The sequence below is a fragment of the Spirillospora sp. NPDC048819 genome (assembly GCF_040650055.1).
Taxonomy (GTDB): Bacteria; Actinomycetota; Actinomycetes; order Streptosporangiales; family Streptosporangiaceae; genus Spirillospora.
In genome coordinates, this window is sequence record NZ_JBEZGN010000055.1 from 1 (window position 1) to 26,520 (window position 26,520).

General features: G+C 74.1%; 26 protein-coding genes. 6 read left to right on the forward strand and 20 right to left on the reverse strand.

What is annotated here, in order from left to right; genetic code table 11:
* The 4 genes from glpK to AB0C35_RS42300 all read right to left on the reverse strand — a co-directional run.
* Positions 1-1,007, reverse strand: a 1,007-nt coding sequence (glpK, locus tag AB0C35_RS42285) for a glycerol kinase GlpK (RefSeq protein ID WP_358468989.1), incomplete at its 3' end; no start/stop codon positions are given.
* 35 nt (positions 1,008-1,042) lie between these two features.
* Positions 1,043-1,888 (reverse strand): MIP/aquaporin family protein, encoded by an 846-nt coding sequence (locus AB0C35_RS42290; RefSeq protein ID WP_358468992.1) that lies wholly within the window; start codon positions 1,886-1,888, stop codon positions 1,043-1,045.
* Positions 1,889-2,158: 270 nt separating this feature from the next.
* The gene (locus AB0C35_RS42295) at positions 2,159-3,841 is read right to left on the reverse strand and encodes a thiamine pyrophosphate-binding protein (protein WP_358468995.1); all 1,683 of its coding nucleotides are present in this window, start codon (positions 3,839-3,841) and stop codon (positions 2,159-2,161) included.
* Positions 3,838-4,611, reverse strand: coding sequence for a cyclase family protein (locus AB0C35_RS42300; protein ID WP_358468998.1), 774 nt, complete (start codon positions 4,609-4,611; stop codon positions 3,838-3,840). Before AB0C35_RS42300 ends, AB0C35_RS42295 begins: the two co-directional genes overlap by 4 nt.
* A 218-nt stretch (positions 4,612-4,829) precedes the next feature.
* Here AB0C35_RS42300 and AB0C35_RS42305 point away from each other — a divergent pair, with 218 nt between their 5' ends.
* Complete coding sequence (locus tag AB0C35_RS42305; RefSeq protein ID WP_358469001.1) at positions 4,830-6,002, forward strand: serine hydrolase domain-containing protein; 1,173 nt, start codon at positions 4,830-4,832, stop codon at positions 6,000-6,002.
* Between the two features lie 114 nt (positions 6,003-6,116).
* Complete coding sequence (locus tag AB0C35_RS42310) at positions 6,117-6,962, forward strand: siderophore-interacting protein (RefSeq protein WP_358469004.1); 846 nt, start codon at positions 6,117-6,119, stop codon at positions 6,960-6,962.
* A gap of 75 nt (positions 6,963-7,037) precedes the next feature.
* Here AB0C35_RS42310 and AB0C35_RS42315 read toward each other — a convergent pair whose 3' ends face one another.
* Both AB0C35_RS42315 and AB0C35_RS42320 read right to left on the reverse strand, forming a co-directional pair.
* A complete protein-coding gene (locus AB0C35_RS42315; RefSeq protein WP_358469007.1) occupies positions 7,038-8,405 on the reverse strand; it encodes an AarF/ABC1/UbiB kinase family protein in 1,368 nt (455 codons plus the stop codon).
* Positions 8,406-8,501: 96 nt separating this feature from the next.
* Complete coding sequence (locus tag AB0C35_RS42320) at positions 8,502-9,164, reverse strand: QsdR family transcriptional regulator (protein ID WP_358469010.1); 663 nt, start codon at positions 9,162-9,164, stop codon at positions 8,502-8,504.
* Between the two features lie 92 nt (positions 9,165-9,256).
* On the opposite strand from AB0C35_RS42320, the gene AB0C35_RS42325 reads away from it, so the two are divergent.
* A complete protein-coding gene (locus tag AB0C35_RS42325) occupies positions 9,257-10,093 on the forward strand; it encodes a cyanophycinase (RefSeq protein WP_358469013.1) in 837 nt (278 codons plus the stop codon).
* A 2-nt stretch (positions 10,094-10,095) separates the two neighbouring features.
* Complete coding sequence (gene cphA, locus AB0C35_RS42330; protein WP_358469015.1) at positions 10,096-12,735, forward strand: cyanophycin synthetase; 2,640 nt, start codon at positions 10,096-10,098, stop codon at positions 12,733-12,735.
* A gap of 15 nt (positions 12,736-12,750) precedes the next feature.
* Here cphA and AB0C35_RS42335 read toward each other — a convergent pair whose 3' ends face one another.
* The 12 genes from AB0C35_RS42335 to AB0C35_RS42390 all read right to left on the reverse strand — a co-directional run bounded on the left by AB0C35_RS42335 (position 12,751) and on the right by AB0C35_RS42390 (position 22,759).
* Positions 12,751-13,908 (reverse strand): 4-hydroxybenzoate 3-monooxygenase, encoded by a 1,158-nt coding sequence (locus AB0C35_RS42335; protein ID WP_358469017.1) that lies wholly within the window; start codon positions 13,906-13,908, stop codon positions 12,751-12,753.
* Between the two features lie 53 nt (positions 13,909-13,961).
* Positions 13,962-14,798 (reverse strand): IclR family transcriptional regulator, encoded by an 837-nt coding sequence (locus AB0C35_RS42340; protein WP_358469019.1) that lies wholly within the window; start codon positions 14,796-14,798, stop codon positions 13,962-13,964.
* Positions 14,799-14,827: 29 nt separating this feature from the next.
* On the reverse strand, positions 14,828-15,244 hold the full coding sequence (gene pcaC / locus AB0C35_RS42345) for a 4-carboxymuconolactone decarboxylase (RefSeq protein WP_358469022.1): 417 nt from the start codon (positions 15,242-15,244) through the stop codon (positions 14,828-14,830).
* Positions 15,241-16,035 (reverse strand): 3-oxoadipate enol-lactonase, encoded by a 795-nt coding sequence (gene pcaD / locus AB0C35_RS42350; protein WP_358469024.1) that lies wholly within the window; start codon positions 16,033-16,035, stop codon positions 15,241-15,243. The genes pcaC and pcaD overlap by 4 nt, the downstream gene beginning before the upstream one ends.
* On the reverse strand, positions 16,032-17,228 hold the full coding sequence (pcaB, locus tag AB0C35_RS42355; RefSeq protein ID WP_358469026.1) for a 3-carboxy-cis,cis-muconate cycloisomerase: 1,197 nt from the start codon (positions 17,226-17,228) through the stop codon (positions 16,032-16,034). The genes pcaD and pcaB overlap by 4 nt, the downstream gene beginning before the upstream one ends.
* A complete protein-coding gene (gene pcaG / locus AB0C35_RS42360) occupies positions 17,218-17,784 on the reverse strand; it encodes a protocatechuate 3,4-dioxygenase subunit alpha (protein WP_358469028.1) in 567 nt (188 codons plus the stop codon). The genes pcaB and pcaG overlap by 11 nt, the downstream gene beginning before the upstream one ends.
* The gene (gene pcaH / locus AB0C35_RS42365; RefSeq protein WP_358469030.1) at positions 17,784-18,449 is read right to left on the reverse strand and encodes a protocatechuate 3,4-dioxygenase subunit beta; all 666 of its coding nucleotides are present in this window, start codon (positions 18,447-18,449) and stop codon (positions 17,784-17,786) included. Before pcaH ends, pcaG begins: the two co-directional genes overlap by 1 nt.
* On the reverse strand, positions 18,446-19,126 hold the full coding sequence (locus tag AB0C35_RS42370) for a CoA transferase subunit B (RefSeq protein WP_358469033.1): 681 nt from the start codon (positions 19,124-19,126) through the stop codon (positions 18,446-18,448). Before AB0C35_RS42370 ends, pcaH begins: the two co-directional genes overlap by 4 nt.
* Positions 19,126-19,905, reverse strand: coding sequence for a CoA transferase subunit A (locus tag AB0C35_RS42375; protein WP_358469036.1), 780 nt, complete (start codon positions 19,903-19,905; stop codon positions 19,126-19,128). Before AB0C35_RS42375 ends, AB0C35_RS42370 begins: the two co-directional genes overlap by 1 nt.
* 113 nt (positions 19,906-20,018) lie before the next feature.
* The gene (locus AB0C35_RS42380; RefSeq protein ID WP_358469039.1) at positions 20,019-20,996 is read right to left on the reverse strand and encodes a sigma-70 family RNA polymerase sigma factor; all 978 of its coding nucleotides are present in this window, start codon (positions 20,994-20,996) and stop codon (positions 20,019-20,021) included.
* Positions 20,997-21,180: 184 nt separating this feature from the next.
* Positions 21,181-22,248, reverse strand: a complete 1,068-nt coding sequence (locus tag AB0C35_RS42385) for an alcohol dehydrogenase catalytic domain-containing protein (RefSeq protein WP_358469042.1) — start codon at positions 22,246-22,248, stop codon at positions 21,181-21,183.
* Positions 22,249-22,261: 13 nt separating this feature from the next.
* On the reverse strand, positions 22,262-22,759 hold the full coding sequence (locus tag AB0C35_RS42390) for an XdhC family protein (protein WP_358469045.1): 498 nt from the start codon (positions 22,757-22,759) through the stop codon (positions 22,262-22,264).
* A gap of 150 nt (positions 22,760-22,909) precedes the next feature.
* Here AB0C35_RS42390 and AB0C35_RS42395 point away from each other — a divergent pair, with 150 nt between their 5' ends.
* Together AB0C35_RS42395 and AB0C35_RS42400 are read left to right on the forward strand one after the other, a co-directional pair.
* Positions 22,910-23,464: a universal stress protein gene (locus AB0C35_RS42395; protein ID WP_358469048.1), complete on the forward strand. Its 555-nt coding sequence runs from the start codon at positions 22,910-22,912 to the stop codon at positions 23,462-23,464.
* A gap of 40 nt (positions 23,465-23,504) precedes the next feature.
* The gene (locus tag AB0C35_RS42400; protein ID WP_358469051.1) at positions 23,505-24,149 is read left to right on the forward strand and encodes a nucleoside monophosphate kinase; all 645 of its coding nucleotides are present in this window, start codon (positions 23,505-23,507) and stop codon (positions 24,147-24,149) included.
* A gap of 75 nt (positions 24,150-24,224) precedes the next feature.
* Here the strand turns inward: AB0C35_RS42400 and AB0C35_RS42405 are convergent, their stop codons facing one another.
* Positions 24,225-25,316, reverse strand: a complete 1,092-nt coding sequence (locus tag AB0C35_RS42405; RefSeq protein WP_358469054.1) for an acyl-CoA dehydrogenase family protein — start codon at positions 25,314-25,316, stop codon at positions 24,225-24,227.
* Complete coding sequence (locus AB0C35_RS42410; protein ID WP_358469057.1) at positions 25,313-26,506, reverse strand: acyl-CoA dehydrogenase family protein; 1,194 nt, start codon at positions 26,504-26,506, stop codon at positions 25,313-25,315. The genes AB0C35_RS42405 and AB0C35_RS42410 overlap by 4 nt, the downstream gene beginning before the upstream one ends.
* Positions 26,507-26,520 lie beyond the last annotated feature (14 nt).

Consider the following 26,520-nt stretch of genomic DNA (forward strand, 5'->3'; position numbering starts at 1 on the left):
GCCTCGCTCTGCGCGGCGCCGGAGATGATGCCGAGCTGGTCGCGCAGCCACTGCACCGCCGACCCCGTCACCGCGATCGACCCCTCCAGCGCGTACACGGGCGCGTCGTCGCCGAACCTGTAGCAGACGGTGGTGAGCATCCCCGCCTTCGACCTGACCAGCTCCTCACCGGTGTTGAGCAGGAGGAAGTTGCCGGTGCCGTAGGTGTTCTTGGCCTCGCCGGGCGCGAAGCACACCTGCCCGACCGTCGCGGCCTGCTGGTCGCCGAGGATCCCCGTGAGCGGGACCTCGCCGCCGAGCGGGCCGTCCGCGCGGGACGTCCCGTACGGCTCGGGCGCGGAGGACGGCTTGATCTGCGGCAGCATCCGGCGCGGGATGCCGAAGAACGACAGCAGCTGGTCGTCCCAGTCGAGGGTCTCCAGGTCCATCAGCATGGTGCGGCTGGCGTTGGTCGGGTCGGTGACGTGCACGCCCCCGTCCGTCCCGCCCGTGAGGTTCCACAGCACCCACGTGTCGACGTTGCCGAAGACCGCGTCGCCGTTCTCGGCCGCCTCGCGGACGCCGTCGACGTTCTCCAGGATCCACTGGACCTTGCCGCCGGAGAAGTACGTCGCGGGCGGCAGGCCGGCGCGGTGCCGGATCGTCTCGCCCCTGCCGTCCCGTTCGAGCGCGGAGGCGATGCGGTCGGTGCGGGTGTCCTGCCAGACGATCGCGTTGTAGTACGGGCGGCCGGTCCGCCGGTTCCACACCACGGTCGTCTCGCGCTGGTTGGTGATGCCGAACGCGGCCAGGTCGGTGTGGGTCAGGTTCGCCCGGTTCATCGTGGACTGGATGACGGCGCGGGTCCGCTCCCAGATCTCGGTGGGGTTGTGCTCCACCCAGCCCGCCTGCGGCATGATCTGGTCGTGTTCGAGCTGGTGGCGGGCGATCTCGTTGCCGCCGTGATCGAAGATCATGAAGCGGGTGCTCGTGGTGCCCTGGTCGAGCGCTCCGACGAAGTCGGCCATGGACTTCTCCCTTTCTGCCGGCGGGTGCGGCCCCGTCAGGAAACGTCGTACTCCGGCTTGGGCTCGGTGACCTCTGTGCCCTCCTCCTCTTCGGGGATGTTGCGCCCGATGAGCAGGATGTAGAGACCGGCGCCGATCACGCCGCCGATGACCGGCGCGACGATCGGCACCCAGAAATACAGGTTCCCGTACTGATCGTCCCATGGGGTCTCGTAGCCCGTGAGGAACTGCACGAGCCGCGGGCCGAGGTCGCGGGCCGGGTTGATCGCGTACCCGGCGGCGGAGCCGAACGCCATCCCGATCGCCACCACGATGAGCCCGATGATGAGCGGCGCCATGTTCGCCAGCGGCGGCGCGTTGCGCAGGTCGGTGAGGGCCAGCACGAGGAACAGCAGGATCGCGGTGCCGATCACCTGGTCGCGGAACGCCCCCCAGGTCCCGATCGGGAGGGTCCCGTTGCCGGGCATGGTGGAGAAGACGATGTGCGTCTTGTCCGTCAGGCCGGGGTCGAACTTCTGCAGGATCTCGCTGTAGTTCCACCGGACGATGAGCGCCGCGACGAACGCCCCGAGTGTCTGGGCGAAGGAGTACGGGAGCACCTTGCGCCAGGGGAAGCCCTTGAAGACCGCGAGGGCGACCGTCACGGCGGGGTTGATGTGCCCGCCGCTGATGCGGGCGGACACGTACACGCCCAGCGTCACCCCGATGCCCCAGGCCCAGGAGATGCTGTCGTGGTCGCCGAGGCTCTGGGGGTCTCCGAGCCCGCTCCCCGCGATGACCTGGGCGACGACGCCCACGCCGAACAGGATGAGGATCATCGTGCCGGCGAACTCCGCGGCCATCTCTCTGGCGAGCTCGGGGACCTTCGGCCCTCGCGTCATCTCTCCTCCTCAGGGGTGTGTGACGTAAGGCACAGTTGCCGCGAACGTAAGGTCGTCCGACAAAACGGGTCAACCATCACATGACGACAATGTCGGCACCCTGTCCCGTTCATCACCACCCCCGGGGAACGATCGCGAGCATGATCTTTCCCAGAGATCGATTCGCAAACCGTCCGAGCTCCGCTCGACGACCGTCCGCCAGCCCCCACCCACCGCCATTCAACGGACGAGCTCCGCTCGGCGACCGTCCGTCAGTCCGGGGAGGCGGGGTCAGTGGCCGCGGAAGGCCTCCTCCAGCCACCAGGCCGGCCGGCCCCGGGTGACCTTGGCGTCCACGACCATGGGGCGGTCGCGCGGGCCCGCCAGCCAGTCGGCGACCGCCGCCAGGTCCTCGCGCCGCCGGACGGTCGCCGCCGCGCAGCCGAAGCCGCGTCCGATCGCGGCCAGGTCCGCCGGCGGGAACGTCACCGTGTCCAGCGGGTGCCCGCCCGGGCCGAAGTGGTGCACCTCCGCCCCGTACGCCTCGTCGTCGTAGACCACCACGAGCAGGCCCAGCCGCAGCCGGACGGCGGTCTCCAGCTCCGCGACCGACATGAGCGCGCCGCCGTCGCCGAGCGCGGCGACGGTGAGCCGGTCGGGACGGGCGACCGCCGCGCCGATCGCGGTGGCGAGGCCGAGGCCGATCGACTGGAACGCCTGGGTGAACACGAGCGCGTCGGCGTCGGGGACGTCCAGGAACATCGCCGGGTAGCCCATGAAGTTGCCCGAGTCGACGGCGACGGTGCGTTCGCGCGGCAGCATCCCGTCCAAGGCGATGGACAGCGTCCGCGGGTCGATCCGCGGCCCGTCGGCGTCGTCCTTGCCGTCGCGGTGCTCCTCGTACGGGACGTCCTGCCAGCGTCCCTCCCGGGCGAGCCGCTCGGCCACCTCCGGTGTGCGGTAGCCCAAGGCGGCGTGGCCGCGCGCGTCGAGTTCTGCGGCGGCGGCCCGCGCGGTCTCGGCGGCGTCGCCGATGAGGCCGAGGTCGACGGGGTGGTGCGCGCCGAGCGCCCGGGCGTCCACGTCGATCTGCACGACCGTCGCACCCCGGGCGATGAGGGCGCCGTGACGGGTCGTCCACATGTTGAGCGAGCAGCCCCAGCCGACGATCAGGTCGGCGCCGCGGATCAGGTCGGCGGCGGCGGGGGTGGCGAAGCCGCCGCTGACGTCGAGGGCGAACGGATCGCCGGCGAACAGCCCGCGCGCGACGGCGGAGGTCGCGGGCAGCGCACCGCAGCGGCCGGCCAGCTCCGCGAGGGGCTCGCGGGCGGCCGACAGCCGCGCGCCCCGCCCGGCGATGAACACCGGCCGTTCCGCGGCCTGCAGTGCGTCGGCCAGCCGGGCGATCGCGGCCGGCGGCGGCACCGGCAGCGGCGCCACCCTCGGCCGCCCGCCCGCGGGCGGCCGCTCCCGCGCGTGCTCCGGATGCGCGGCCGCCTGGATGTCCAGGGGCAGGCCGAGCAGGACCGTCCGGCGCTCGGCGACCGCCGTGCGGCACGCGCGGGACACGTCGGCGAGCGCCGTCCGCGGGGAGTGCACCCGTTCGGGGACGGCCCCGACCGCGGCGGCGATGGCCGCCTGGTCGACGCGGAAGTTGGAGCGGACCGCGGCCGCGGCCACCTCGCCGGCGACCACCAGCAGCGGCGTGCGGCTCTTGGCGGCCTCGGCGATGCCGGTGACCGCGTTGGTCAGGCCGGGCCCCTGGTGGAGCGACACCACGCCGAGCCCGCCGCTCACCCGCGCGTACGCGTCGGCCATCGTGGCCGCCCCGGCCTCGTGCCGCGCCGCGACGAACCGGGCGCCGTTCGCGATGAGCGCGTTGGTGACATGGAAGTTGCCGCTGCCGACGACCCCGAAGACGGTGTCGGCGCCGAGCCGCGCGAGGGCCTCGCCCACGGCCTCCGCGACGTTCATCGTTCGATCAGCGCGAGCACGCGGGCGGGGCTGCCCGAGCCGCCGACGATCGGCAGCGGCGAGGCGAGCAGCACGGCGCCGCGGGCGGGGAGCCGGTCGAGGTTCTGCAGCTGGGTGAGCCCGTACTTGCCGGCGCCGAGGAAGTAGGAGTGGCACGGGAACGGCGGGTCGAACGCGTGGGCGCCGCCCGCGTCGGTGCCGACGGTCTCCACGCCGAGCCCGAGGACGGGGGTCTCCTCGGCGAGCCACCGCGCGCACGCGGCCGAGATCCCCGGCGTGTGCGAGCCGCTCTCGTCGGCGTTGAGGAAGGTGTCCTGGTCGCCGGAGCGCGCGTCCCAGCCCGTCCGGTAGAGGAGCCAGCCGCCGTCCGGGAGCGGCCCGTGCGTCTTCTCCCAGTCGCGGACGTGGTCGATCTCCAGCAGGAAGTCGGGGTCGCCGGCGGCGTGCGCGGAGGCGTCCAGCACGACGGCGGGGGCGACGAGCCGGCCGGGCGGCACCTGCGAGACGTCCTCGCCGTCGCGGCCGGTGGCCCAGTGCACGGGCGCGTCGAAGTGGGTGCCGACGTGCTCGCCGGTGACGATGTCGTTCCAGTACCAGGCGGGCCCGCGGTCGTCGTACCGGCTGATCTCCTCCAGCCGGAACGGGACGGTGTTGGCGAACGGCTCCGGCAGCTGGAGGATCGGTGTCCGCTCCGACAGCGGAGCGGTGAGATCGACGATCTCCACCGAGCCGTCGGCGACGGCGGTGAGCAACTGGTCGAGCAGGGACATCGGTCCTCCGGCGGCGCGGGGTGGCTGACGGTCGCGGGGTGCCATGAACGTATCGCAGATGCGCCTGTTCGGAGGGTCACCCAGGCCAGGCCGCATGCCCTTCGTTCATGCCCACGTCCGGGTCCGGATTTCGTTGCATGACCACATGGACGCAGCGTCGCCGCGCGATCACCATCGGGGCGGAACCCCGGTCGACACCGCCCCCCACGGAGGTCCGCATGCGCCGAAGGCCCTGGACGATCGCGCTCGCCACAGCCGCCCTCACGGCCGCCCTGGCCGCTCCCCTCGGACACGCCGCTCCCCCAGCACTCGCCGCCTCCCCAGCACAGGCCGCCGCGTCCCCGCCGCCGCCCGCACCGCCGTCCGCCGCCGTCACCGAGCACCGTGCCGGCTTCGATCCGCTGGTCCCCTCGTCCGACCCGGTCGAGCTGCGCGAGGCGTACCGTCCGCTCTCGGTGACCTACACCTTCGAGGGCCAGGAGCGCACGCTGGACGACTACCTCGCCCGCACGGGGACGCAGGGATTCGTCGTCTTGGACGGCAGCGACATCGTCTTCGAGCGCTACGTCGCGTCCGGTGAGGACAGCCTCTTCCAGTCGTGGTCGATGGCGAAGTCGTTCACGTCGGCCGCCGTCGGCATCGCGCTCGGCGAGGGCTTCATCGACTCGATCGACGACCCGGTCACCCGCTACGTCCCCGAACTGGCGGGCTCCGGGTTCGACGGCGTCTCGCTGCGGGACCTGCTGCGGATGTCGTCGGGCATCGACTGGGACGAGACGTCCGACGTCCCGTTCGTGCACGTCGCCGCGAGCCTCGGGTATCCGCTCACCGAACTGGCCAAGCAGCAGAAGCGCGGCTGGGAGCCGGGGACGAGGTTCGAGTACACGAGCATGAACACGTTCGTCCTCGCCTGGGCCGTCGCCAAGGCGACCGGGGTCCCGTACCACGCCTACGTCCAGAAGAAGATCTGGGAGCCGGCGGGGATGGCGTCCAAGGCGTACCTCGGCAACGACTCCAACGGCAACAGCATGGGGTACTGCTGCTACTACGCCACCGACCGGGACTTCGCGCGGTTCGGGCTCCTGTACCTGAACGGGGGGAAGGCCAATGGACGGCAGGTCGTCCCAGACTCGTGGGTGACTCGGTCCACGCGGCCGTCGGCGCCGTTCAACCAGGGGTACGGCCTGCAGTGGTGGCTCGGCGAGGACGGCGATTTCTCCGCCAACGGCCTCGGCGGTCAGCTGATCTGGGTCTCGCCCAGGTACGACGTCGTCATCGTCAAGTCGACGCTCTTCACCGTCCTCGGCGCGGAGGAGACGGACGCCGCGTTCGAGGCCGTCGCCGCCGAGGTCGCGCGGACGCGCACGGCCCGCCTCGCCTCGGCGCACTGACCGCCCGCTCAAGGGGCGGCGGACCGGCCGCCGCCCCTTGCCCCGGGAACAATCCGCGCACCTCCGGTGGTTAGGGTTACCTAAGTGTGTGATCCGCATCTCGGGAGGAACTGCATGGCGACGGAACCGGCACGCAAGGGACGCACGCTCAACCGAGGGACGGTGCTGCGCACCGAGCGCCTCACCCCGCACATGATCCGCGTGGTCATCGGCGGTGCGGACCTCGCGGGTTTCGGCGCGGGCGAGTTCACCGACCACTACGTGAAGCTGCAGTTCCCGCGGCCGGGTGTCGAGTATCCCGAGCCGTTCGACATGGAGCGGGTCCGCGCGGAGCTGCCGCGCGAGCAGTGGCCGGCCACCCGGACCTACACCGTCCGGGCCTGGGATCCGGAGGCGGTGGAGCTGACCATCGACTTCGTCCACCACGGCGACAAGGGCCTCGCGGGCCCGTGGGCGGCGAGCGTCCGGCCGGGCGAGGAGATCCTGTTCCTGGGGCCGGGCGGCGCCTACGCGCCCCGCGCCGACGCCGGCTGGCACCTCCTCGTCGGGGACGAGAGCGCGCTGCCGGCGATCGCCGCCTCACTGGAGCGGATCCCGGAGGGCGCGCCCGCCCGGGTGTTCATCGAGGTCGCCGGGCCGGAGGAGGAGCAGGAGCTCCCGACTCCGGGGGACGCGGACATCGTGTGGCTGCACCGGGGCGGCGGGCAGGTCGGTGACCTGCTGGTCGAGGCGGTCGAGAAGCTGGAGTTCCCGGACGGCGAGGTCCACGCGTTCGTCCACGGCGAGGCGACCTTCGTGAAGGCGCTGCGGCGGCACCTGCGGGTCGAGCGGGGGCTGCCGATGGAGCGGCTGTCGATCTCCGGGTACTGGCGGCGCGGCCGCGACGAGGACGGGTGGCAGACGACGAAGGGCGACTGGAACCGCCAGGTCGAGGAAGAGGAGGCGCAGGCCCTCTCCTGAGCCTGCACGCTCCAGAACCTGCACGCTCCTGGACTAGCACGGAGCAGGTCCTGACCCCGCCCGAGCCGGGCCGGGTCAGGCGGTGGCCTGTTCGGGCTCCTCGGTCCCGTCGAGGTCGGGTCCGCCGTCGTCGGTGAAGCCGGGGAGCCAGCGCTCGACCTCGGCGCGGAACGCGCCTTCGGCCTCCAGCTGGCACAGCACGCCGCCGCATCCGGTCAGGGCGCGGCTGACGGCCAGGTACTGGGGCGGCAGCCGGAACTGGCGGGCGAGTGCGCCGGGGCGCATGTCGGAGGCGACGCCGAGGCCGTGCGCGGTCTGCTCGCGCATCCACTCGCGGGAGTACCGGAAGCGCTCCACGGCGAACGGGGCGGCGTGCGGCCCGATGAAGTCGGCGACCTCCTGAGGGTCGACATCGGCGTCCGGCACGAGGAATCCCTCGTCGCGGAGGGTCTCGACGATCTCGTCGGGGTCGCCGAGCGTCCCGATGCGGGTCAGCCGGCCGATCGACCACTGCAGCTCGGCCGGGACGCGGGCGGCGCCGCCGAAGTCCATGACGCCGAGCCGGCCGTCGTCCAGCAGCCGGAAGTTGCCCGGGTGCGGGTCGATGTGGATCATCTCGCAGCGGGACGGGCCGGAGAGCAGGAAGCGGAACAGCAGCAGGCCGGCGCGGTCGCGCCGGTCCTGGTCGCCCTCGGCGATGACCTTGGCGAGCGGGGTGCCGCCCAGCCATTCGGTGACCAGGACGTTGCCCGACTGGGCGACGACGGCGGGGACGACGTAGTCGGGGTCGCCGTCGTAGGCGTCGTGGAAGGCGGTCTGTGCGCGGGCCTCGTCGACGTAGTCGAGTTCCTTCTCCAGCCGCCGTTTGAGGTCGGCGATGACGGGCTTGACCTCGACGCCGGGGAACAGCGGGGTGAAGAGCCTGCTGAGGCGGGAGATCTGGTTGAAGTCGCTCATCAGCGCCTGGGCGGCGCCGGGGTACTGGACCTTGACCGCGACGGTCCGCCCGTCGTGCCAGACGGCCTTGTGGACCTGGCCGATGGACGCCGCGGCGGCCGGCCTGTCGTCGAACTCGGCGAACTTCTCGCGCCAGTCGCCGCCCAGGCCCTCGGCGAGGACGCGGTGGGTGGTGGCGGCCGGCATCGGCGGCGCGGCCTCCTGGAGCCGGGTCAGGCTGGCGCGGAACGGCCCGGCGATCTCCTCGGGCAGTCCGGCCTCGAAGATCGACAGCAGCTGCCCGACCTTCATGGCGCCGCCCTTGAGCTCGCCGAGCACCGCGAACAGCTGCTCGGCGGTGCGGCGCTGGACCTCCAGCGCGACGGCCTCGGCGGGGCGGCCGATCGTCCGCTTGCCGAATCCGAGGGCGGTGCGCCCGGCGAAGCCGAGCGGCAGCGTCGCCAGCTTGGCGGTCCGCGTCACCGCGCGGCGGGGAATGTCGCTCACTGCCCGGCCGTCCCTCGTTCGACGAAAGGTCCAATACAGACTCTCATGGCGAGGGACCACCACCAAAGGGTCATTCCCTCTCAAAGACTTCAGCGTTCAGGCGGTCCCGGAGATTCCCCGGCCGTTCCGCCCGGCGCCCGCCCGGGCGCCGGCGCACGGGCGCAGGAGAAGCTCGACGACCTCCAGGGCCTGGTCGATCTCCGGCCGGTTCCCGCCCAGGTAGTGCGCGTACATGAACGAGTCGGAGAGCCGGACGATCGCCTGCGCGAGGGTCCGGGTCGGCAGCGGGACGCGCATCTCGCCGCGGTCGATCTCCGCCTGCAGCTCCCTGGTCAGCAGCTCGGTGGCGCGGTCCTCGATGGTGCCCGGCATGGTGGCCAGCCGGATGAACAGCCTGGGTTCGCGTTCGGTGAAGGCCTTGAGCGGCTCGGCCTCCACCACCGCGTGCATGAACCGGTCGAGGAGCATGAGGATCCGGTCCGGGCCGGCGCCGCCCACGTCCCGCGTGGCGAAGCGGTAGGTGCGCTCGGTCATCTCCGCGAGGACCGCGCCGAGGAGCTGTTCACGGCTGCCCACCCAGCGGTACAGGGTCGCGCGGCCGACGCCCAGCTCGGCTGCCAGCGCCGACATGTCGATCTGCTCGCCGCGCAGGTAGTGCGCGGAGGCGGCGTCGAGCGCGGCGGCGGGCCCCGGCGGCCGTGCGGACGGCGCGGGCGGACGCCGGGCGGGGGCGTCCGGGGGAACGGGGATGCCGCTCATCCGCACAGCATGACACAGCGCGCCTCCCCGCCCCGCACGCGGCGCCTCGCGGTCGAACGACTACCAGGGGTGATCAGGGGTAGCTAGCAGATGTGAAAGAGAGACATGGGGGTGCCGGACGCAAGGGCCGGCTGCTGATCATCGGTGGGGCGGAGAACCGGACCTGCGGGTCCGGGGCGCTGGAGACCTTCGTCGAGCTGTCGGGCGGCGAGGACGCGCGGGTCGTCGTCGTGACGACGGCGACCGAGGTACCGGAGGAGGTCGCCGAGGAGTACACCGCCGTGTTCGGCCGGCTCGGGGTGTCCTCGGTCCGGGAGCTGCGGCTGCTGGGCCGCGCCGCGGCCGACAGCGCCGCGACGCTGCGGGCCCTGGACGCGGCGACGGGCGTGCTGTTCAGCGGCGGCGACCAGTCCCGGATCCGGACCCTGGTGGGCTCCAAGACCAACGATCTGCTCAAGCGGCGGCTCGACCAGGAGGGCCTGGTCATCGCGGGGACGAGCGCGGGCGCGACGGCCATGGGCCACTGGATGATCCTCGGCGGCCACGGCCACGAGGTCGCCGCGTCCAGCGTGAAGGTCGGCCCGGGGCTGGCGCTGCTCGACAACGTGCTGATCGACATGCATTTCAACGAGCGCGGGCGGCTGCCGAGGCTGATGAGCGGGATAGCGCTCGACACCCGGCTGCTGGGCGTCGGGATAGACGAGGACACCGCGATCGTGGTGGGCGACGGCCGTTTCGACGTCGTCGGGACGGGCGTCGTAACGGTCGTGGACGCCGGGCAGTCCACCGTCGCCTACGCCGCCTCCGACGACGAGCCGATGGCGATGTTCGACGTGTCGCTGCATCTGCTGCCCGCCGGCTGCGCGTTCCAGATGATCGACAAGCTTCCGGAGATCGGCAACATGCGCGGCCCGGCGGAGGAGGACTAGCGGTGCGCCTCGACCATGTGCGCCGCCTGAGCGGCCCGAACGTCTACCTCTCGCGTCCCGTCGCGATCGCCCGCCTCGACCTGCAGGGCCTCACCGGTCATGAGACCACCGACCATCCCGGTTTCGCCGAGCGGCTGCTGGAGGCGCTGCCGGGCCTGGCGACGCACCACTGCTCGGCGGGCCGGCCCGGGGGCCTGCTGGACGCGATGGCGCGCGGCACCTATTTCGGCCATGTCACCGAGCACGTCACGCTGGAGCTGTCCGGCCTCATCGGCCGCGAGGTGTTCTTCGGGCGCACCGTCCGCGCGGGCGGTCCCGGCGACTACAACGTGATCCTCGAATGCCCGCGGGACGAGCCGGCCGGCAGCACGGTGGTGGAGCAGCTGGTCACGCTCGCGGTGCGGACCGTCGGCGGGGCGCTCGCCGGGCGGGTGCCCGACCCGTCCGCCGACCTGGCCCGCGTCGCCGCCGAGCACGAGTGCGGGCGGCTCGGGGTGAGCACCTCGGCGCTGGCGCGGGCCGCGCGGCGGCGGGGCATCCCGGTCCGCCGCGTCGGCGATCTGAACCTGCTGCGGCTCGGGTACGGGCGGTACCGCCGGACGGTGTGGGCGGCGATGACCGACGGCACGTCGGCGATCGGGATGGAGGTGGCGGGCGACAAGCGGCTCGCGCACCGCGTGCTCGCCGACGCGGGCCTGCCCGTCCCCGCGGGACGGGTCGCGGCGTCGCCGGCGGAGGCCCTCGAGGTGCTGCGCGACATCGGCGGGCCCGTCGTGGTCAAGCCGCTGGCCGGCCACCAGGGCGAGGGCGTCCACATCGAGCTGACCAGCCCGCCGGAGGTCGTGGCCGCGTTCGCGTCCGCGGCCGGGGACGAGGGCGAGGTCCTCGTGGAGTCCTACATCCCGGGCAGGGACTACCGGGTCCTGGTGGTCGGCGGCCGCGTCGCGGCGGCGGCGGAGCTGACCGCCGCGTGCGTCACCGGCGACGGGGCCGCCACCGTCGCCGAACTGGTGGAGCGGGTCAACGCCGACCCGGCGCGCGGCGAGGGCCACGACCGGCCGCTGACCCGGCTGGTGCTCGGCCCGACCGAGCGGGCGCTGCTGGCGGGCCAGGGCCACGGGCCCGGATCCGTGCCCGCCGCCGGGGAGCGGGTGTGGCTGCGCCGCAACGCGAACCTGTCCACCGGCGGCACCAGCAGCGACGTGACCGGCCACGTGCACGCCGACGTCGCGGAGATGTGCGTGCGGGCCGCCGCGGCCGTCGGCATGGACGTGTGCGGCATCGACCTGCGGCTGCCCGACATCGGGTCCCCGCCGCCCGCCGACCGCGGCGCCGCCGGGATCCTGGAGGTCAACGCGGCACCGGGCCTGCGCATGCACCTCGCGCCGCAGGAGGGGGCGGGACGCGACGTCGCCGGCGACATCATCGACCTGATGTATCCGCCGGGCACGCCGTCGCGGGTCCCGGTCGTGTCGGTGACGGGCACCAACGGCAAGACCACCACCGTCCGGATGATCGCGCACATGCTGGAGCTGGACGGCCGGCGGACCGGCATGACCGGCACCGAGGGCGTGTACGTGGGGCGGCGGCTCGTCCACCTGTCCGACGCGTCCGGCCCGCGCTCCGCGGAGATGGTGCTGGGCGACCGCTCGGTGGAGGTGGCCGTGCTGGAGACCGCGCGCGGCGGGATCGTGCGGCGCGGCCTCGGCTACGAGCGCGCCGACGTCGCCGTCGTCACCAACATCACCCGCGACCACCTCGGCGTGGACGGCACCGAGGACATCGACGACCTGGCCGACATCAAGGCGCTGGTCGCCGAGGAGATTCGGCCCGGCGGGCATCTCGTCCTCAACGCCGGGGACCCGCCGACCGCGGCGCTGGCCGCGCGTCCCGCGGTCCGGCGCCGCGACCCGGTGCTGCGCTACTTCTCGCTCTCCCCGGACGAACCCGTCCTCGCGGAGCATCTGCGGGACGGCGGCCTGGGCTACTACGTGGACCACGGCTGGCTGACCGAGGCGCGCGGAGACCGCCGGACCCGGATCCTGCCCGCGGACGAGGTCGCGGGCTCGTTCGGCGGGCACGCCGCCCACGTCGTCGCCGACGCGCTCGCCGCGGTGGCCGCCGCCCGCGCGCTCCACGTCCCGGTGGACGTGCTCGCACGCGCGCTGCGCACGTTCGACCCGCACACCCGCAACCCCGGGCGGGGCTGCGTGTACGAGGTCGGCGGCAATCCCGTCGTGGTCGACTACGCGCACAACCCGGCGGCGGTCGCGGCGATGGGCGCGTTCGTCGAGCGGCGCTGGGGCGCCGGGGGCGTCGCCGCCGTCACCCTGCCGGGCGACCGGCCCGACGAACTGGTGGGCGAGACCGCGCGGGCCCTGGCCGGGACGTTCGGGCGCGTCGTCGTCTACGAGGACGAGGACCTGCGCGGCCGGCGCTCGGGCGAGATGACCCGGCTGATCGTCCAGGGGCTGCGGGAGGGCCGCCCGGACGTGCGGCACCACCCGGCCGGCGACCTGAAGGGGGCGGTGACGTCGGCGCTGGACATGGCGGAGCCGGGCGAGCCCGTCCTGCTGCTGTACGAGAAGCTGCAGCCGGTCGCCGAACTGCTCGACACGCTGGGGGCACGGCCGGCCGGCTGAGCGCCGGACCCGCCGCTAGGCGATGGGCAGGCCGACGTAGTTCTCCGCCAGCGACGTCGCGGCGGCCTCGGACGAGACCACGTAGTCCAGGTGGGAGCGCTGGAGCCGCCGCTCGTACTCGCTCGCGGCCGGGTCCACGTGCAGCAGGTGCGTCATCCAGTAGGAGAAGTGCTCGGCCCGCCAGACGCGCCGCAGGCACGCGTCGGAGTAGCCGTCGAGCGGCGTCTGCTTCCCCGAGGCGTACCGCTCGGCGAACGCCCGCGCCAGGACGATCACGTCGGAGACGGCGAGGTTGAGGCCCTTCGCCCCGGTCGGCGGGACGATGTGGGCGGCGTCGCCGGCGAGGAACAGCCGGTCGTGGCGCATCGGCTCGGCCACGAAGCTGCGCATCGGCGTGAGCGACCTGTCGGTGATCGGGCCCTCGTGCAGTGTCCACCCGTCGTCGGTCGCGAACCGCGTCGCCAGCTCGTCCCAGATGCGGGCGTCGGACCACCCGGCGAGGTCCTCGTCCGGCGGCACCTGCAGGTACAGGCGGCTGACCTTGGGCGAGCGGAGGCTGTGCAGCGCGAAACCGCGGTCGTGGTTGGCGTAGATCAGCTCCTCGGTGGACGGGGCGACGTCGGCGAGGATCCCGAGCCACGCGAACGGGTAGTCGCGGGAGAACGTCCGCAGCCCCGGCACCGCCGGGCGGCTGACGCCGTGGAAGCCGTCGCAGCCGGCGATGTACTCGCAGTCGAGGGTGTGCGTCTCGCCGCCGCTGCGGAACGTCACGCTCGGCGCGGACGCGTCCAGCGCCACGACCTCCGCCTCGAACCGCACGTCGCCGCCGTCCGCGAGGCGCCTGGCGACGAGGTCCTTGACGATCTCGGTCTGCGCGTAGACGGTCACCGTGCGGCCGGTCAGGTCGGTCAGCGGGATGCGGTGCCCCGCGCCGCCGAACCGCAGCTCCAGCCCGTGGTGGACGAGGCCCTCCCGGTCGAGCCGCTCGCCGGCCCCGCTCTCGCGCAGCACGTCGGTCGTGCCCTGCTCCAGCATCCCGGCGCGCTGCCGATGCTCCACATAGTCGCGGTCCCGGCTCTCCAGGACCACCGAGTCGATCCCCTGAAGGTGGAGCAGATGGGACAGCAGCAGCCCCGCGGGGCCGCCGCCGATGATCGCGACCTGGGTACGCATCGAGCCTCCTCGTCGTCGGTTACCCGGCGATGCTCGCGCGCATCGCCGCAGGTTCAGGCGCCGGTGTTCCGCTCAGCGGAAAACATGTCGGGATGTCCGCGCCAGTGGGCGGCCACGTCCCGCGACAGGGCCCGCGCCGCCGTCGTCAGCGGCGGCAGCAGCCGCCGCAGGTCGGCGCCGCGGGTCCCGGACACCAGCGACATCGCCGCGACCACGTCCCCCGCCCCGTCCCGCACCGGGGCGCCGACCGACGACGCGCCCAGCGTCATCTCGTCGCGGGTCAGCGCGTAGCCGGCGCGGCGGACCCGCTCGATGCCGCGCCGCAGCTCCTCCGGGTCGGTGATGGAGCGCACCGCGTGCCGGGTCAGCTCCCCGGCCAGGACCTTCTCCCGGACCTCCGGCGGGGCGTAGGCCAGCAGCACCTTCCCGACGCCGGTGGTGTGCAGCGGGAGCATCGCGCCGACCTGCGTCACGACCGGCACCGACCGTGTCCCGCGCAGCCGCTCGACGATCAGGACGCGGTCGTCGCGCAGCACGCCGAGCTGTACGTTGTCGTGGGTCGCCTCGTACAGGTCCTCCATGTGCGGGAGAGCCAGCTCGCGCAGGCCCATGACCGCCGGGGCCTGGCTGCCGATCCGCCAGAGCCGGGTGCCGATGCGGTACGTGCCGTCCGGCACCCGCTCCAGGAACCCGCCCTCGGCCAGCTCGCCGACGAGGCGGTGCCCGGTCGCCAGGGGCAGCCCGGAGCGGCGGCAGATCTCGCTCAGGTTGAGGCGGACACCGCCCTGCGCGAACGCGTTCAGGATGGCCATCACCTTGCCGGCCACGCTGACCGGCCGCGCGGGCGCCGGCCCGCCGGTCTCCGCCCCGTCGCCCCCGGCCCTGTGCATGTGAGCCCCTCCGCCCGGGCTCGCGCCCGTCACTCCTGCTCGGTGAGTACCCGCTGGGCGACGGCGAAGGCCGAGTTCGCCGCGGGCACTCCACAATAGATCGCCGTCTGCAGGAGCACCTCCTTGATCTCGTCGTGCGTCAGCCCGTTGCGGAGCGCGGCCCGCACGTGCATCGCCAGTTCCTCCAGGTGGCCGCCGGCGACCATGGCGGTCAGCGTGATGCAGCTGCGGGTCCTGCGGTCCAGGCCGGGCCGGCTCCAGATCTCGCCCCACGCGTACCGGGTGATGAGGTCCTGGAAGTCGGAGGTGAAGTCGTCCTTGCGGGCCTCGGCGCGGTCGACATGGGCGTCGCCGAGGACCTCGCGGCGGGTCTTCATGCCCTGCGCGTGCCGCCCGGCGGTCGTCTCCCCGCCGGGCGTTCCGCCGCCGGTGCTCTGCCCGCTCATCGGCCGGCCCCCTTCCATGTGCGGTCCAGATGCGCGGTGATCGCGTCCGTGACCGGGCCCGGCCGTTCGACGTTGGCGAGATGCCCGGCGCCGTCGATGACGGTCAGGCGAGCGTCCGGGATGCCGTCGGCGAGCCGGCGGCCGTGGCCGTCGGGCGGCGTGGGCCCGTCCTGCGCCCCGGCGATCACCAGGGTCGGCGCGGAGACGGCCCCGAGCCGCCCGGTGGCGTCGAACTGCGCCAAGGCGTCGCAGCACGCCGCATATCCCTCGGGATCGGTCGCGCGGAGCATCGCCACGTACGGTTCCGCGCCGGTGAACGCGGGGGTGAACCAGCGTCCCGCCGCCGTCTCCGCCACCGGCCCGACGCCCTCGCGGCGGACGAGGGCCGCCCGCTCGCGCCAGGGCTCCGGGTCGCCGAAGCGGGGGGACGTGCAGCTCAGGACCAGGCTGCCGACGCGTTCCGGGGCGCGGAGCGCGAGGGCGGTGCCGACGGCGCCGCCGAGGGACACGCCCGCGTAGGCGGCGCGGCCGACGCCGAGGCCGTCCAGCAGGGCGATGATCCCGTCCGCGAGGTCCTCGACGGTGAACGGGCCGTCCGGCGGCGGAGCGGCGCCGTGACCGGGCAGGTCGTAGCGCAGGACCCGCCAGGAGCGGGTCAGCGCGGGCAGCTGCGGCAGCCACAGGTCCATGGACGTGCCGAGGGACGGGCCGAGGACGACGACGGGCGCGTCCGCCGGACCGTCCAGGCGGTGGTGCGGCGGTGTCCCGCCCGGTGCTGAAGGCGCGGTCACGCGCGGCTCCTCCGATAGGCGTCGAGGGCTCGGCCGACGAGGACCGCGGCGGCGCCGGGCCCGGGATCGCCGCCGAGCACGTCCAGCAGGTCGTCGAGGTCGGCCCGCATCAGCTCCGCCGACACCTCCAGGCCGTCCAGCAGATCGGCGGCCGTCTCCGCGGCGCCGCCGGTGAGGCGCAGGCATTCGCGCAGCGGCTGCCACTCGGCGTGCCACTCCCCCGCCGGCCGCTCGTGCGGTGCCGCCTGCGCGGCGAGCAGTACCTGCACCTGCGCGGGAACCTGCAGCGCGGCCGAGCGGATCATGGTGGACAGCGCCGGGTTGCGCTTGTGCGGCATCGACGACGAGCCGCCCTTCCCCGCCCCCGCGGCCTCGGCGACCTCCGCGACCTCGCTCTGCGACAGCAGCCACACATCGGTGGCGATCTTGCCGAGCGCCCCGGCGGTCAGCGCCAGCGCCGCCGCCAGGTCCACGACCGCGGTGCGGCGGGTGTGCCACGGCAGGACGGGACGGGCCAGCCCCGCCTCGTCCGCGAACGCCGCGACGACGTCGAGGGCGCGGTCGCCGAAGGCGTCCAGCGTCCCGGCCGGGCCGCCGAGCTGCACCGGCAGCGGCACCGCGGCGAGCCGCTCGCGGGCCTCCAGGCAGCCCATCAGCCAGTTCGCGGCCTTCGCGCCGAACGTCGTCGGCAGCGCCTGCCGGCCGAGCGTGCGGGCCGCCATCGGGGTGTCGCGGTACCGCGCCGCGAGCCCGGCCAGCGCGTCCAGTGCCCGGTCGAGGTCGGCGAGGACGACGCGCCTGGTCCGGGCCGCGACGAGCATGGCGCCGGTGTCGGCGATGTCCTGGCTGGTGGCGCCCTTGTGGACGTGCTCGCCGGCCGGCCCGGCGAGCGCACGCAGATCCGCGACCAGCGGCACGACGGGATTGCCGGAGCCGCGCGCCCGGCGGGCCACGTCCACCAGGTCGAACCGGCCCGCGTCCGCGGCGGCGCCGATCGCGGCGGCCGCGTCCACGGGGACGATCCCGAGGCGCGCCTGCGCCCGGGCGAGGGCCGCCTCGGCGTCCAGCATCGCCGCCAGGTAGGCCGCGTCGCCCGTCGCGGCCTCGGCCGCCGTCCCCGCGCGGACGGGCGACAGCAGCCCCGCGTCCGGCGACACGGCGTCCGGCGCCGGGCCGCGTTCGTCAGAAACCAAGGAAGACCGTCTCCCGCTCCCCTTGCAGGTGAATGTCGAAACGGTACCTCCGCTCCCCCTCGCGCCCGGCGATCAGGGTCGCGCGCCGCTCGGCCGGGACGGCGCCGAGCAGCGGGTCGGTCGCGTGGGCGGACTCGTCCTCGGGGAAGTACAGGCGGGTGAAGACGGGCTTGAGCAGGCCCCGGGCGAAGACCAGGACGGCGATGTAGGGGGCGCCGCCGCCGACCGCGCCGGGCTTGACGGTGGTGAACCAGTAGCCGCCGTCGCCGTCGGTGCCGCACCGGCCGAACCCGGAGAAGTCGTGTCCCTCCCGGACGATGCCGCCCGGCCGCCGCGGGATCTCGCCCGCCCCGTCGGCCTGCCAGATCTCCAGCAGCGCGTCCGGCACCGGCTCGCCCGCGCCGTCCAGGACCCGCCCGCGCACGTCGATCGCGTCCGGCCGCCAGCCCGGCACGACCTGCGGGCCGCTCTCGTACGGCAGCGCGTAGCCGAAGAACGGGCCGACGGTCTGCGACGGCGTGGCCCGGGAGACGCCGTTCTGGGACGAGGTGCTCATCAAGCCTCCATCGGGGTGTCGCCGAGGACGATGTCCCACTGGTAACCGAGCGCCCACTCCGGCTCGGTGGTGTCCATGTCGAACCGGCAGATCAGCTTCTCGCGGTCCCCCTCGCCGGGGATCGACTGGAAGATCGGGTCGAAGGCGAACAGCGGGTCGCCCGGGAAGTACATCTGGGTGATCAGGCGCTGGGTGAACGCCGTCCCGAACACCGAGAAGTGGATGTGCGCGGGCCGCCACGCGTTGTGGTGGTTGCGCCACGGGTACGCGCCCGGCTTGATCGTGACGAACCGGTAGCGGCCGTCGTCGTCGGTGAGGCACCGCCCGGCGCCGGTGAAGTTCGGGTCGAGCGGCGCCGGGTGGACGTCGCCGAGGTGGGCGTACCGCCCCGCCGCGTTCGCCTGCCACACCTCGACCAGCGCGCCCCGGACGGGGCGGCCGGCGCCGTCGAGCACCCGGCCGGTCACGATGATCCGCTCGCCGAGCGGCTCCCCGGAGTGCTGGACGGTGAGGTCCTCGTCCAGCCGGCCGAGTTCCTGGTGCCCGAAGACCGGCGAGGTCAGCTCGACGCTGTCCGGGCCGAGCTTCGGCATGATCAGTTCCTGTGCGGGGGCCCGGAGCACGGTGCTCTTGTAGCCCGGGGACAGGTACGGGGGGTGCGTCATGCGCTGTTCCCTTCTGCCGCGACGCGCCCGGTCGGCCCGGCCGTTCGTCGCTCGATCAGTGGCGGCCCGGTCGCCGCGCGGATCTCCTCCGCGCCGACTCCGGGGGCCGTCTCGACGAGCACGAGGCCGTCGGCGGTGACGTCCAGGACGCCGAGGTCGGTGATGATCTGGTCGACGCACGCCTTGCCGGTCAGCGGCAGCGTGCACTCGTCCACGATCTTGGGTTCGCCGTCGCGGGTGGTGTGGCTCATCACGACGATCAGCTTGCCGGCGCCGTGCACGAGGTCCATCGCCCCGCCCATCCCCTTGATCATCTTGCCGGGGACGGACCAGTTGGCGAGGTCGCCGCGCGCCGAGACCTGCATGGCGCCGAGGACCGCGATGTCGATGTGGCCGCCGCGGATCATGCCGAACGACAGCGACGAGTCGAAGCAGGCCGCGCCCGGCAGCGCGGTCACCGTCTCCTTGCCCGCGTTGATCAGGTCGGGGTCGACCTCGTCCTCGGCGGGGTACGGGCCGACGCCGAGGACGCCGTTCTCGGCGTGCAGCGTCACGTGCCTGCCCTCCGGCATGAAGCCGGGGATCAGCGTGGGCAGCCCGATGCCGAGGTTGACGTAGGCGCCGTCGGGCAGCTCGGCCGCGGCGCGGGCGGCGATCTCGTTCCTGGACCAGGCCATCAGCCGTCCCCTTCCCCGCCGGCGCCGTCGCGGACCGTCCGCAGCTCGATGGGCTTGTCGGCGGCCTGCTCGGGCGTCAGCTCCAGCACACGCTGCACGAACACGCCCGGCAGGTGGACGGCGTCGGGGTCGATCTCGCCGGGCTCGACGAGCCGCTCGACCTCGGCGAGCGTGACGCGCCCGGCCATCGCGGCCAGCGGGTTGAAGTTGCGGGCGGCCTTGTCGAACACCAGGTTGCCGTGCCGGTCACCGAGCGCCGCGCGGACGAGCGCGAAGTCGGTGGTGATGCTCTCCTCCAGCACGTACTCCCGGCCGCCGAACTCGCGGACCTCCTTGGCGGGGGAGGCGACCGCGACCGTCCCGTCCGGCGCGTACCGCCACGGCAGCCCGCCGTCGGCGACCATCGTGCCGACGCCGGCCGGGGTGAAGAACGCCGGGATGCCGGCGCCGCCCGCGCGCAGCCGCTCGGCGAGCGTGCCCTGCGGCATCAGCTCGACCTCGATCTCGCCCGCGAGGTACTGGCGCGCGAACTCCTTGTTCGCCCCGACGTAGGAGCCCATGGCGCGGGCGATGCGGCCCGCCGCCAGCAGCTGCCCGAGCCCCCGGCCGTCCAGCCCGCAGTTGTTCGACACGATCTTCAGGTCCGACGCGCCGCGCTCGTGCAGGGCGCCGATCAGAACGGTGGGAACCCCGCAGAGCCCGAACCCGCCGACGGCCAGCGACGACCCGTCGCCGATGCCGGCGACGGCCTCCGCCGCCGACGCCACGACCTTGTCCATGTGCCTCCCATTCCCACTCGGCGGACGGCGCCCGCGCCGCCGCCGCCACCATGGCAGCACCCGGCGCCCGCGGCACATCGAGGTTTCCGCAGAGTGGAAGAACAGGGGCCTGATCAGAGGTGCTCGGCCAGCCCGAACAGCGGGAACAGGCTCGTGTCGAAGAAGGCCGAGACGTGCGCGACGCCGTCGTCGGTGACGCTCAGCACCTGGAGCTGGTAGGCGCGGTGGACGCCCTCCTCGTCGCGCATGTAGAGCCCGAACGCGGGTTGCGCGTTCGCGGCGGCCGGCACCATCCGGATGTCCCCCGGGGAGGGGGCGCACTGGGTGCGGATGAGCCGGACGACGATGTCGGCGCCGACGAACCACTGGAGGTGCGGCGGCATCTCCCAGATGACGTCCTTCTTGAACAGCTCGATGAGCCCGGTGATGTCGGCGTCCTCGAACGCCTTCGCGTAGCGTTCGAGGAGTTCGCGCTGGGCCGGGTCGGTCGGCTCGACGAGCTCGTCCCGCGCCGGGGCGTGCTCGTCCAGCTGCGCACGGGCCCGCTGGAGCGCGCTGTTGACCGCGGCGGTCGAGGTGTCCAGCAGCTCGGCGACCTCCGCGGCCCGCCACTTCAGGACGTCCCGCAGGATCAGCACGACCCGCTGCTTGGCGGGCAGGTGCTGGAGCGCCGCGACGAACGCGAGCCGGGTGCTCTCCCGCGCGGCGACGATCGTGGCGGGGTCGGCGGCGTCGGCGCCGAGCACGGTGTCGGGTGCGGGCTCCAGCCAGGGCACCTCGGGCGAGGCCACGACGGGCCGCTCCGGCTCGTCGCTCGGCGCGCCCAGCCCGGACGGCATCGGCCGGTTGCCGCGCTGGTCGATCGCCGTCAGGCACACGTTCGTGGCGATCCGGTACAGCCACGTCCGCAGCGACGAGCGCCCCTCGAAGTTGCCGTACGAGCGCCACGCCCGCAGGTAGGTCTCCTGCACCAGGTCTTCGGCGTCGTGGATGGAACCGAGCATCCGGTAGCAGTGCGCCAGCAGCTCCCGCCGGTACGGATCGGCGAGTTCCTGGAAGTCCCGGTCTGTTTCTATGGTGCTGTTCGCCATGGTGGTCGTCACCTTCGCTCGGCGTCGTCACGTGGACGGGCGCCGCCGACGGGCCCCGTCGTCCCCGACCGTAGGCGAGCCCACCGACAGAATGCGCAACCCCCACATCCTACGCCCCCCACCGGGAAGATCACCGGTGAGCGCCTCATGGCGGGCGAGTGGCTCCGGCGGCCCGGACCGGCGGTCAGGTGCCGGGCGTGGCCTCCGGCCCGCCGCGCCGGTGAGGTTCGATCATGGTGATTCCGGGACCCGGCATCTCGGCGAGGGCGGCCGGGGCGTCGTCGAGGGTGAGGACGCGGCCGATCAGCAGGTCGGGGCGCAGCGTGCCCGCCCGTACCAGTTCCATCATCGGGGGGTAGGCGTGGGCGGCCATCCCGTGGCTGCCGACGATCTCCAGTTCCCAGGCGACGACGCGGTCCATCGGGAGGCCGGCGGCGCCCGCGCCGGACGGGAGCAGGCCGACCTGGACGTGCCGGCCGCGGCGGCGCAGGCATTCGACGGAGTCGCGGGCGGTGGCCGGGCTGCCCAGCGCGTCCAGGGAGACGTGGGCGCCGCCGCGGGCGGCGTCCCGCACGGCGCCCGCCACGTCGCTGTGGCCTGCGGCGTCGACGACGGCGGCCGCCCCGCAGCGGCGCGCCAGTTCCAGCGCCGCGGGCGAGACGTCGACGGCCACGACGCGGGCGCCGGCCGCCGCCGCGATCATGACGGCGGACAGCCCGACGCCGCCGCAGCCGTGCACGGCGACGTGCATCCCCGCGGTGACGCCGCCCTGCGCCAGGACGGCGCGGAACGCGGTGGCGAACCGGCAGCCGAGGCCCGCGGCCGTCGTGGACGACATCTCGTCCGGTACGCGCACGAGGTTGACGTCGGCGTTCTCGACCGCGACGTAGTGGGCGAACGAGCCCCAGCGGGTGAAGCCGGGCTGGGTCTGCGCCTCGCAGACCTGCTGGTCTCCCGCCGCGCAGGCGGCGCAGCGGCCGCAGGCGCACACGAACGGGACGGTCACGCGGTCCCCGGGGCGCACGCCGGTGACGCCCGCGCCGACCTCCTCCACCGTCCCCGCCAGCTCATGGCCGGGCACGTGCGGGAAGACCCGGATGGCGGGGTCGTGGCCCTGCCAGCCGTGCCAGTCGCTGCGGCACACCCCGGTCGCCTCGACACGGATCACCGCGCCGCCGCCGGGCGGCCTGGGATCGGGAACCTCGCGGACGTGCGGCGGCGCCCCGAACGCCTCGTAGACGACGGCCCGCACTAGAGGGGCCGCATCAGAACTCGAAGCCGCCGGGACGGTCGTTCCGGTCGGCGATGAGGCCCGCGAGGGTCGCGATGGCGATCTCCGCCGGGGACCGGGAGCCGATGTTGAGGCCGATGGGGCGGTGCACCCGGGCGATGTCCTCCGCGGGGACGCCGAGTTCGGTGAGGGCCGGGATGTGCGGCGCCGGATGCCGGGGATTGCCCATGACGCCCACCCAGCGGACGGGCTGGGTCAGCACGTCCCGCAGGACGGGCCCCAGCTCGGGCCGGTGGTGGTCGGTGACGACGACGTCCGCGGTGGAGTCGAGGTGCGGCAGGTCCGCGGTCCCCTCGCGGTCCTTGTCGGGGTCGACCAGGAACGTGCGGTAACCGAGGTCGGCGCCGTAGCGCAGCAGGTGTTCCGCGACGGGGCCGGCGAACACCGCGACCAGCGTCCGCTCCCCCGCCGGTGCGGGGACGTCGCCGTGCGCGACGGCGCAGGACGGATCGTTCTCGTGCGGTGTGCCCATACCCCGAAGTCTGCCCCGCGCGGCGGCGGCCGGTCCAGCCGGCCGCGCCCTTTACGGAAACCGGAGTTTCCAAAAGGCGAAACTCTTCCTTCGGAACGGGTATGCCTGCACCCTAGACTGCACATCAACAGGCGGGCCTCGGGAGGGACCGTGATCGCGAGACCGGAGGGCGGCCCCCGCGTCGTTGTGGGGGTCGACGACTCCGCGGGCGCCCGGTGCGCCCTGTCGTGGGCGATCGGGGAGGCGCGGCTGCGGAGGCTGCCGCTGCTGGTGGCCCATGCCGCGCCGCTGCCGCCGCACGTGTCGGCGGCCGGGCAGCTCGGCTGCGGCATCACCGAGGCGCTGCGCGGCTCGGGCGCCGAGCTGATCGCCCGGGTCCTGTCGGACGTGAGCGACGGCCCCCCGGACGGCGTGGAGATGTCGGCGCTGGCGCTGGTCGGCGAGCCGGGCGCGGCGCTGGTGCGGCTGGCGGGCGACGACGACATCCTCGTCGTCGGGCACGGGACGCGGGGCCCGTTCTCGCGGATGCTGCGGCCGTCGGTCCGGCTGCACTGCGCCCGCCGCGCCCGGGCGACGCTGGTGTGCGTCAGCGCGCCCGCGTTCGACACGCTGCTGGAGCGCCTGGCCGCGCAGGACGAGTCCCCCGGTCACGTGCCCGGCTCCCGGTTCCGCCGGCTGGGCCGCCGCCTTCGCCTGCCGCTCTGACCCCGCCACCGTGACCGGGCCGCCCGCATAGTCTTCCGGTATGCGCAAGTACGTCATCATCGGCGCGATCGGCAGCGGCAAGGGCACGCAGTCGGGGCTGCTCGCCCGTGACCTGGACATCGTGCACATCAGCGTCGGCGACATCTTCCGGTGGCACGTCAAGAGCCACACGAAGCTCGGCGCGCAGGTGCGGCGCATCATGGGGGCCGGTGAGCTCGTCGGCGACGACCTCGTGGAGGGCGTCGTCCGCGACCGGCTCGACCAGCACGACTGGAACTACGGGTTCGTCATCGACGGTTTCCCGCGCAACCGGCGGCAGACCGAGTTCTTCCTGGAGAGCTACGACATCGACGGCGTGATCCATCTCGACCTGCCGGACGAGGAGGTCCGCCGCCGCGTCCTGGCCCGCCGGCTCTGCGCCGGGTGCGGGATGGACTACAACCTGATCGCGGACCGTCCCACCGAGGAGGGGCGCTGCGACGTGTGCGGGGGCGAGCTGGTCGCGCGGGAGGACGACACGGAGGAGGCCCTCGCCGAGCGGCTGCGGCAGTACCACGACAAGACCGACCCCGTCCTGGACCTGTTCGGCCGCAAGGAGTACGTGGTCACCGTGGACGCGCGGCCCGGCATCGACGAGGTGCAGCGGACGCTCCGCGACAGGCTCCGGCTGCCGATGCCGCGGTGACCCGGCGGCCGGGGCGGCGCGGGTGAGCCGGGCGGCCCCGCGCGCGGACGCGCGGAGCCGCCGGTTCACCGGATCTCAGGCCGGGGGCAGGTCCACCAGGGCGGCCAGGGCGGCGCGGTGGTGTCCGGGGGTGCCGAGGGCGAGGGAGTCGGCCTTCGCCCGCTTCAGGTACAGGTGCGCCGGGTGCTCCCACGTGAAGCCGATGCCGCCGTGCATCTGCACGCACTCCTCGGCGGCCTTGAGGGCGACGGCCGAGCAGTGCGCCTGCGCGACCGCGACGGCGATCGCGGTGCCGGCGTCACCGGCATCGCCCGCATCGCCGGCCGCGACGCGCGATGCCGCGTGGCGGGCGACCGCGCGGGCCTGGGTGATGGACGTCCACAGGTCGGCGAGGCGGTGCTTGAGGCCCTGGTAGGAGCCGACCGGCCGGCCGAACTGGTAGCGCGTCTTCACATAGGCGACGGTGTCGTCCAGGCACCGCTCGGCGAGCCCGAGCTGCTCGGACGCCAGCATCGCGGCACCGGTCAGCAGGGCGGCGCGGACGGCGCCGTCCCCCTCCCCGACGCGGCGCGCGGGCGCACCGGAGAAGGCGACGTCGGCGAGGCGGCGCGTCATGTCCAGGGAGGTCACGGCGGTGCGGCGGACGCCGGCGGCGTCCACCGCGTAGAGACCGTCGCCGGCCGGGACCAGGAACACGTCGGCGGCCATCCCGTCGGCGACGCTCGTGACCACGCCGGTCACGGCGCCGTCCTCGACCCGGGCGGCGGCCACGGCGTCACCGGGCGCGGTGCTGAACGGGACGGCGAGCACGGCGATCCGCTCGCCGGACGCCAGCCCCGCCAGCAGGTCGCGCTCCCCGGCGGCCATCAGCGCCGCCGTCGCGATCACGGAGGCGCTCAGGAACGGGACGGGCGCGGCGTAGCGGCCGAGCTCCTCCATGACGACGGCGGTCTCGCGCCAGGTGGCGCCGGCGCCGCCGAGGTCCTCGGGGACGGGCAGCCCCGCACAGCCGAGCTGGGCGGCGACGGCCTGCCACAGCGCCGCGTCGTACGGCTCGTCCTTCTCGGTCCCGGCGAGGACGGACGTCCAGGGCGCCTTGTCGTCGAGGACCTCGCGGACGCTCGCGCGCAGGTCGTTCTCGATCTCGCTGTACAGCAGGTCGCTCACTTGGGGAGGTCCTTCCACGCCACGTCCTTGTCGACCCGGATCTCGCCGGGCAGGCCCAGCACGCGCTCGGCGATGATGTTGCGCAGGATCTCCGAGGTGCCGCCCTCGATGGAGTTGCCCTTGGCGCGCAGGTAGCGGTAGCCGGGCGAGCGGCGGGTGAAGTCGACCTCGGTGGGCCGGCGCATGGTCCAGTCGTCGTAGCGCAGGCCCTCCTCGCCGAGCAGTTCCAGCTCCAGGCCGGACACCCGCTGGTTGAGCTCGGCGAAGGCCAGCTTGGCGCCCGAGCCCTCCGGGCCGGGCTGCCCGGCGGTGAGCTGCTGGCGCAGCCGCTCCCCGGTGAGCCGGGCCGCCTCGGTCTGCACCCACGCCCGCAGCACCGAGTCGTGCAGGCCGGGGGTGCGCAGCTCGGGGCGGTCGCGCCACAGGGCGGCGACCACGCCGATCATGCCGCTCTCGCGCGGCGCGGCCGCGCCGCCGATGGCGACGCGCTCGTTCATCAGCGTCGTGGTGGACACCCGCCAGCCCTGCCCGACCTCGCCGAGCCGGTGCTCGTCGGGGATCCGCACGTCGGTGAGGAAGACCTCGTTGAACTCGGCCTCGCCGGTGATCTGCCGCAGCGGCCGCACCTCGACGCCCGGCGCGGTCATGTCGCAGACGAAGTAGGTCATGCCGCGGTGCTTGGGGACGTCCGGGTCGGTGCGGGTGACGAGGATCGCCCAGCGCGCCTCGTGGGCCATGGACGTCCAGACCTTCTGGCCGTTGACCGTCCAGGCGTCGCCGTCGCGGACGGCGCGGGTGGCGAGCGCGGCGAGGTCGGAGCCCGCGCCGGGCTCGCTGAACAGCTGGCACCACAGTTCTTCGCCGGTCCACAGGGGACGCAGGAAGCGCCGCTTCTGCTCCTCGGTGCCGAACGCGAGGATCGTCGGCGCCGCCATGCCGAGGCCGATGCCGTTGCGCTCGGGGTGGTTGCCGGGCGCGCCGGCCTTGGCGAACCGCCGGTCGACGGCGGGCTGCAGCGCGCGCGGGGCGCCGAGCCCGCCGAGCCCTTCGGGATAGTGGACCCAGGCGAGTCCGGCGTCGAACCGGGCCCGCAGGAATTCCAGGGGCTCGGTGGCGGAGGGGTCGTGCGCGGCGAGGAACTCGCCGACCCGCCTCTCCAGCTCGTCGGCGTCGGGTGGTGCTGTGCTCACAGGGCGGACCTCCG

What these genes read in the sequence shown, in the direction of transcription:
- AB0C35_RS42300 (WP_358468998.1), bottom strand. Translation starts at nt 4,611, where the DNA reads ATGTCCCTGCTCGACCAGTTGCTCACCGCCGTCGCCGACGGCTCGGTG.
- AB0C35_RS42290 (WP_358468992.1), bottom strand. Translation starts at nt 1,888, where the DNA reads ATGACGCGAGGGCCGAAGGTCCCCGAGCTCGCCAGAGAGATGGCCGCG.
- pcaC (WP_358469022.1), bottom strand. Translation starts at nt 15,244, where the DNA reads ATGAGCGGGCAGAGCACCGGCGGCGGAACGCCCGGCGGGGAGACGACC.
- AB0C35_RS42305 (WP_358469001.1), top strand. Translation starts at nt 4,830, where the DNA reads ATGCGCCGAAGGCCCTGGACGATCGCGCTCGCCACAGCCGCCCTCACG.
- AB0C35_RS42335 (WP_358469017.1), bottom strand. Translation starts at nt 13,908, where the DNA reads ATGCGTACCCAGGTCGCGATCATCGGCGGCGGCCCCGCGGGGCTGCTG.
- AB0C35_RS42380 (WP_358469039.1), bottom strand. Translation starts at nt 20,996, where the DNA reads ATGGCGAACAGCACCATAGAAACAGACCGGGACTTCCAGGAACTCGCC.
- AB0C35_RS42390 (WP_358469045.1), bottom strand. Translation starts at nt 22,759, where the DNA reads ATGGGCACACCGCACGAGAACGATCCGTCCTGCGCCGTCGCGCACGGC.
- AB0C35_RS42310 (WP_358469004.1), top strand. Translation starts at nt 6,117, where the DNA reads ATGGCGACGGAACCGGCACGCAAGGGACGCACGCTCAACCGAGGGACG.
- AB0C35_RS42400 (WP_358469051.1), top strand. Translation starts at nt 23,505, where the DNA reads ATGCGCAAGTACGTCATCATCGGCGCGATCGGCAGCGGCAAGGGCACG.
- AB0C35_RS42340 (WP_358469019.1), bottom strand. Translation starts at nt 14,798, where the DNA reads ATGCACAGGGCCGGGGGCGACGGGGCGGAGACCGGCGGGCCGGCGCCC.
- AB0C35_RS42370 (WP_358469033.1), bottom strand. Translation starts at nt 19,126, where the DNA reads ATGGCCTGGTCCAGGAACGAGATCGCCGCCCGCGCCGCGGCCGAGCTG.
- pcaH (WP_358469030.1), bottom strand. Translation starts at nt 18,449, where the DNA reads ATGACGCACCCCCCGTACCTGTCCCCGGGCTACAAGAGCACCGTGCTC.
- AB0C35_RS42295 (WP_358468995.1), bottom strand. Translation starts at nt 3,841, where the DNA reads ATGAACGTCGCGGAGGCCGTGGGCGAGGCCCTCGCGCGGCTCGGCGCC.
- pcaG (WP_358469028.1), bottom strand. Translation starts at nt 17,784, where the DNA reads ATGAGCACCTCGTCCCAGAACGGCGTCTCCCGGGCCACGCCGTCGCAG.
- AB0C35_RS42375 (WP_358469036.1), bottom strand. Translation starts at nt 19,905, where the DNA reads ATGGACAAGGTCGTGGCGTCGGCGGCGGAGGCCGTCGCCGGCATCGGC.
- AB0C35_RS42320 (WP_358469010.1), bottom strand. Translation starts at nt 9,164, where the DNA reads ATGAGCGGCATCCCCGTTCCCCCGGACGCCCCCGCCCGGCGTCCGCCC.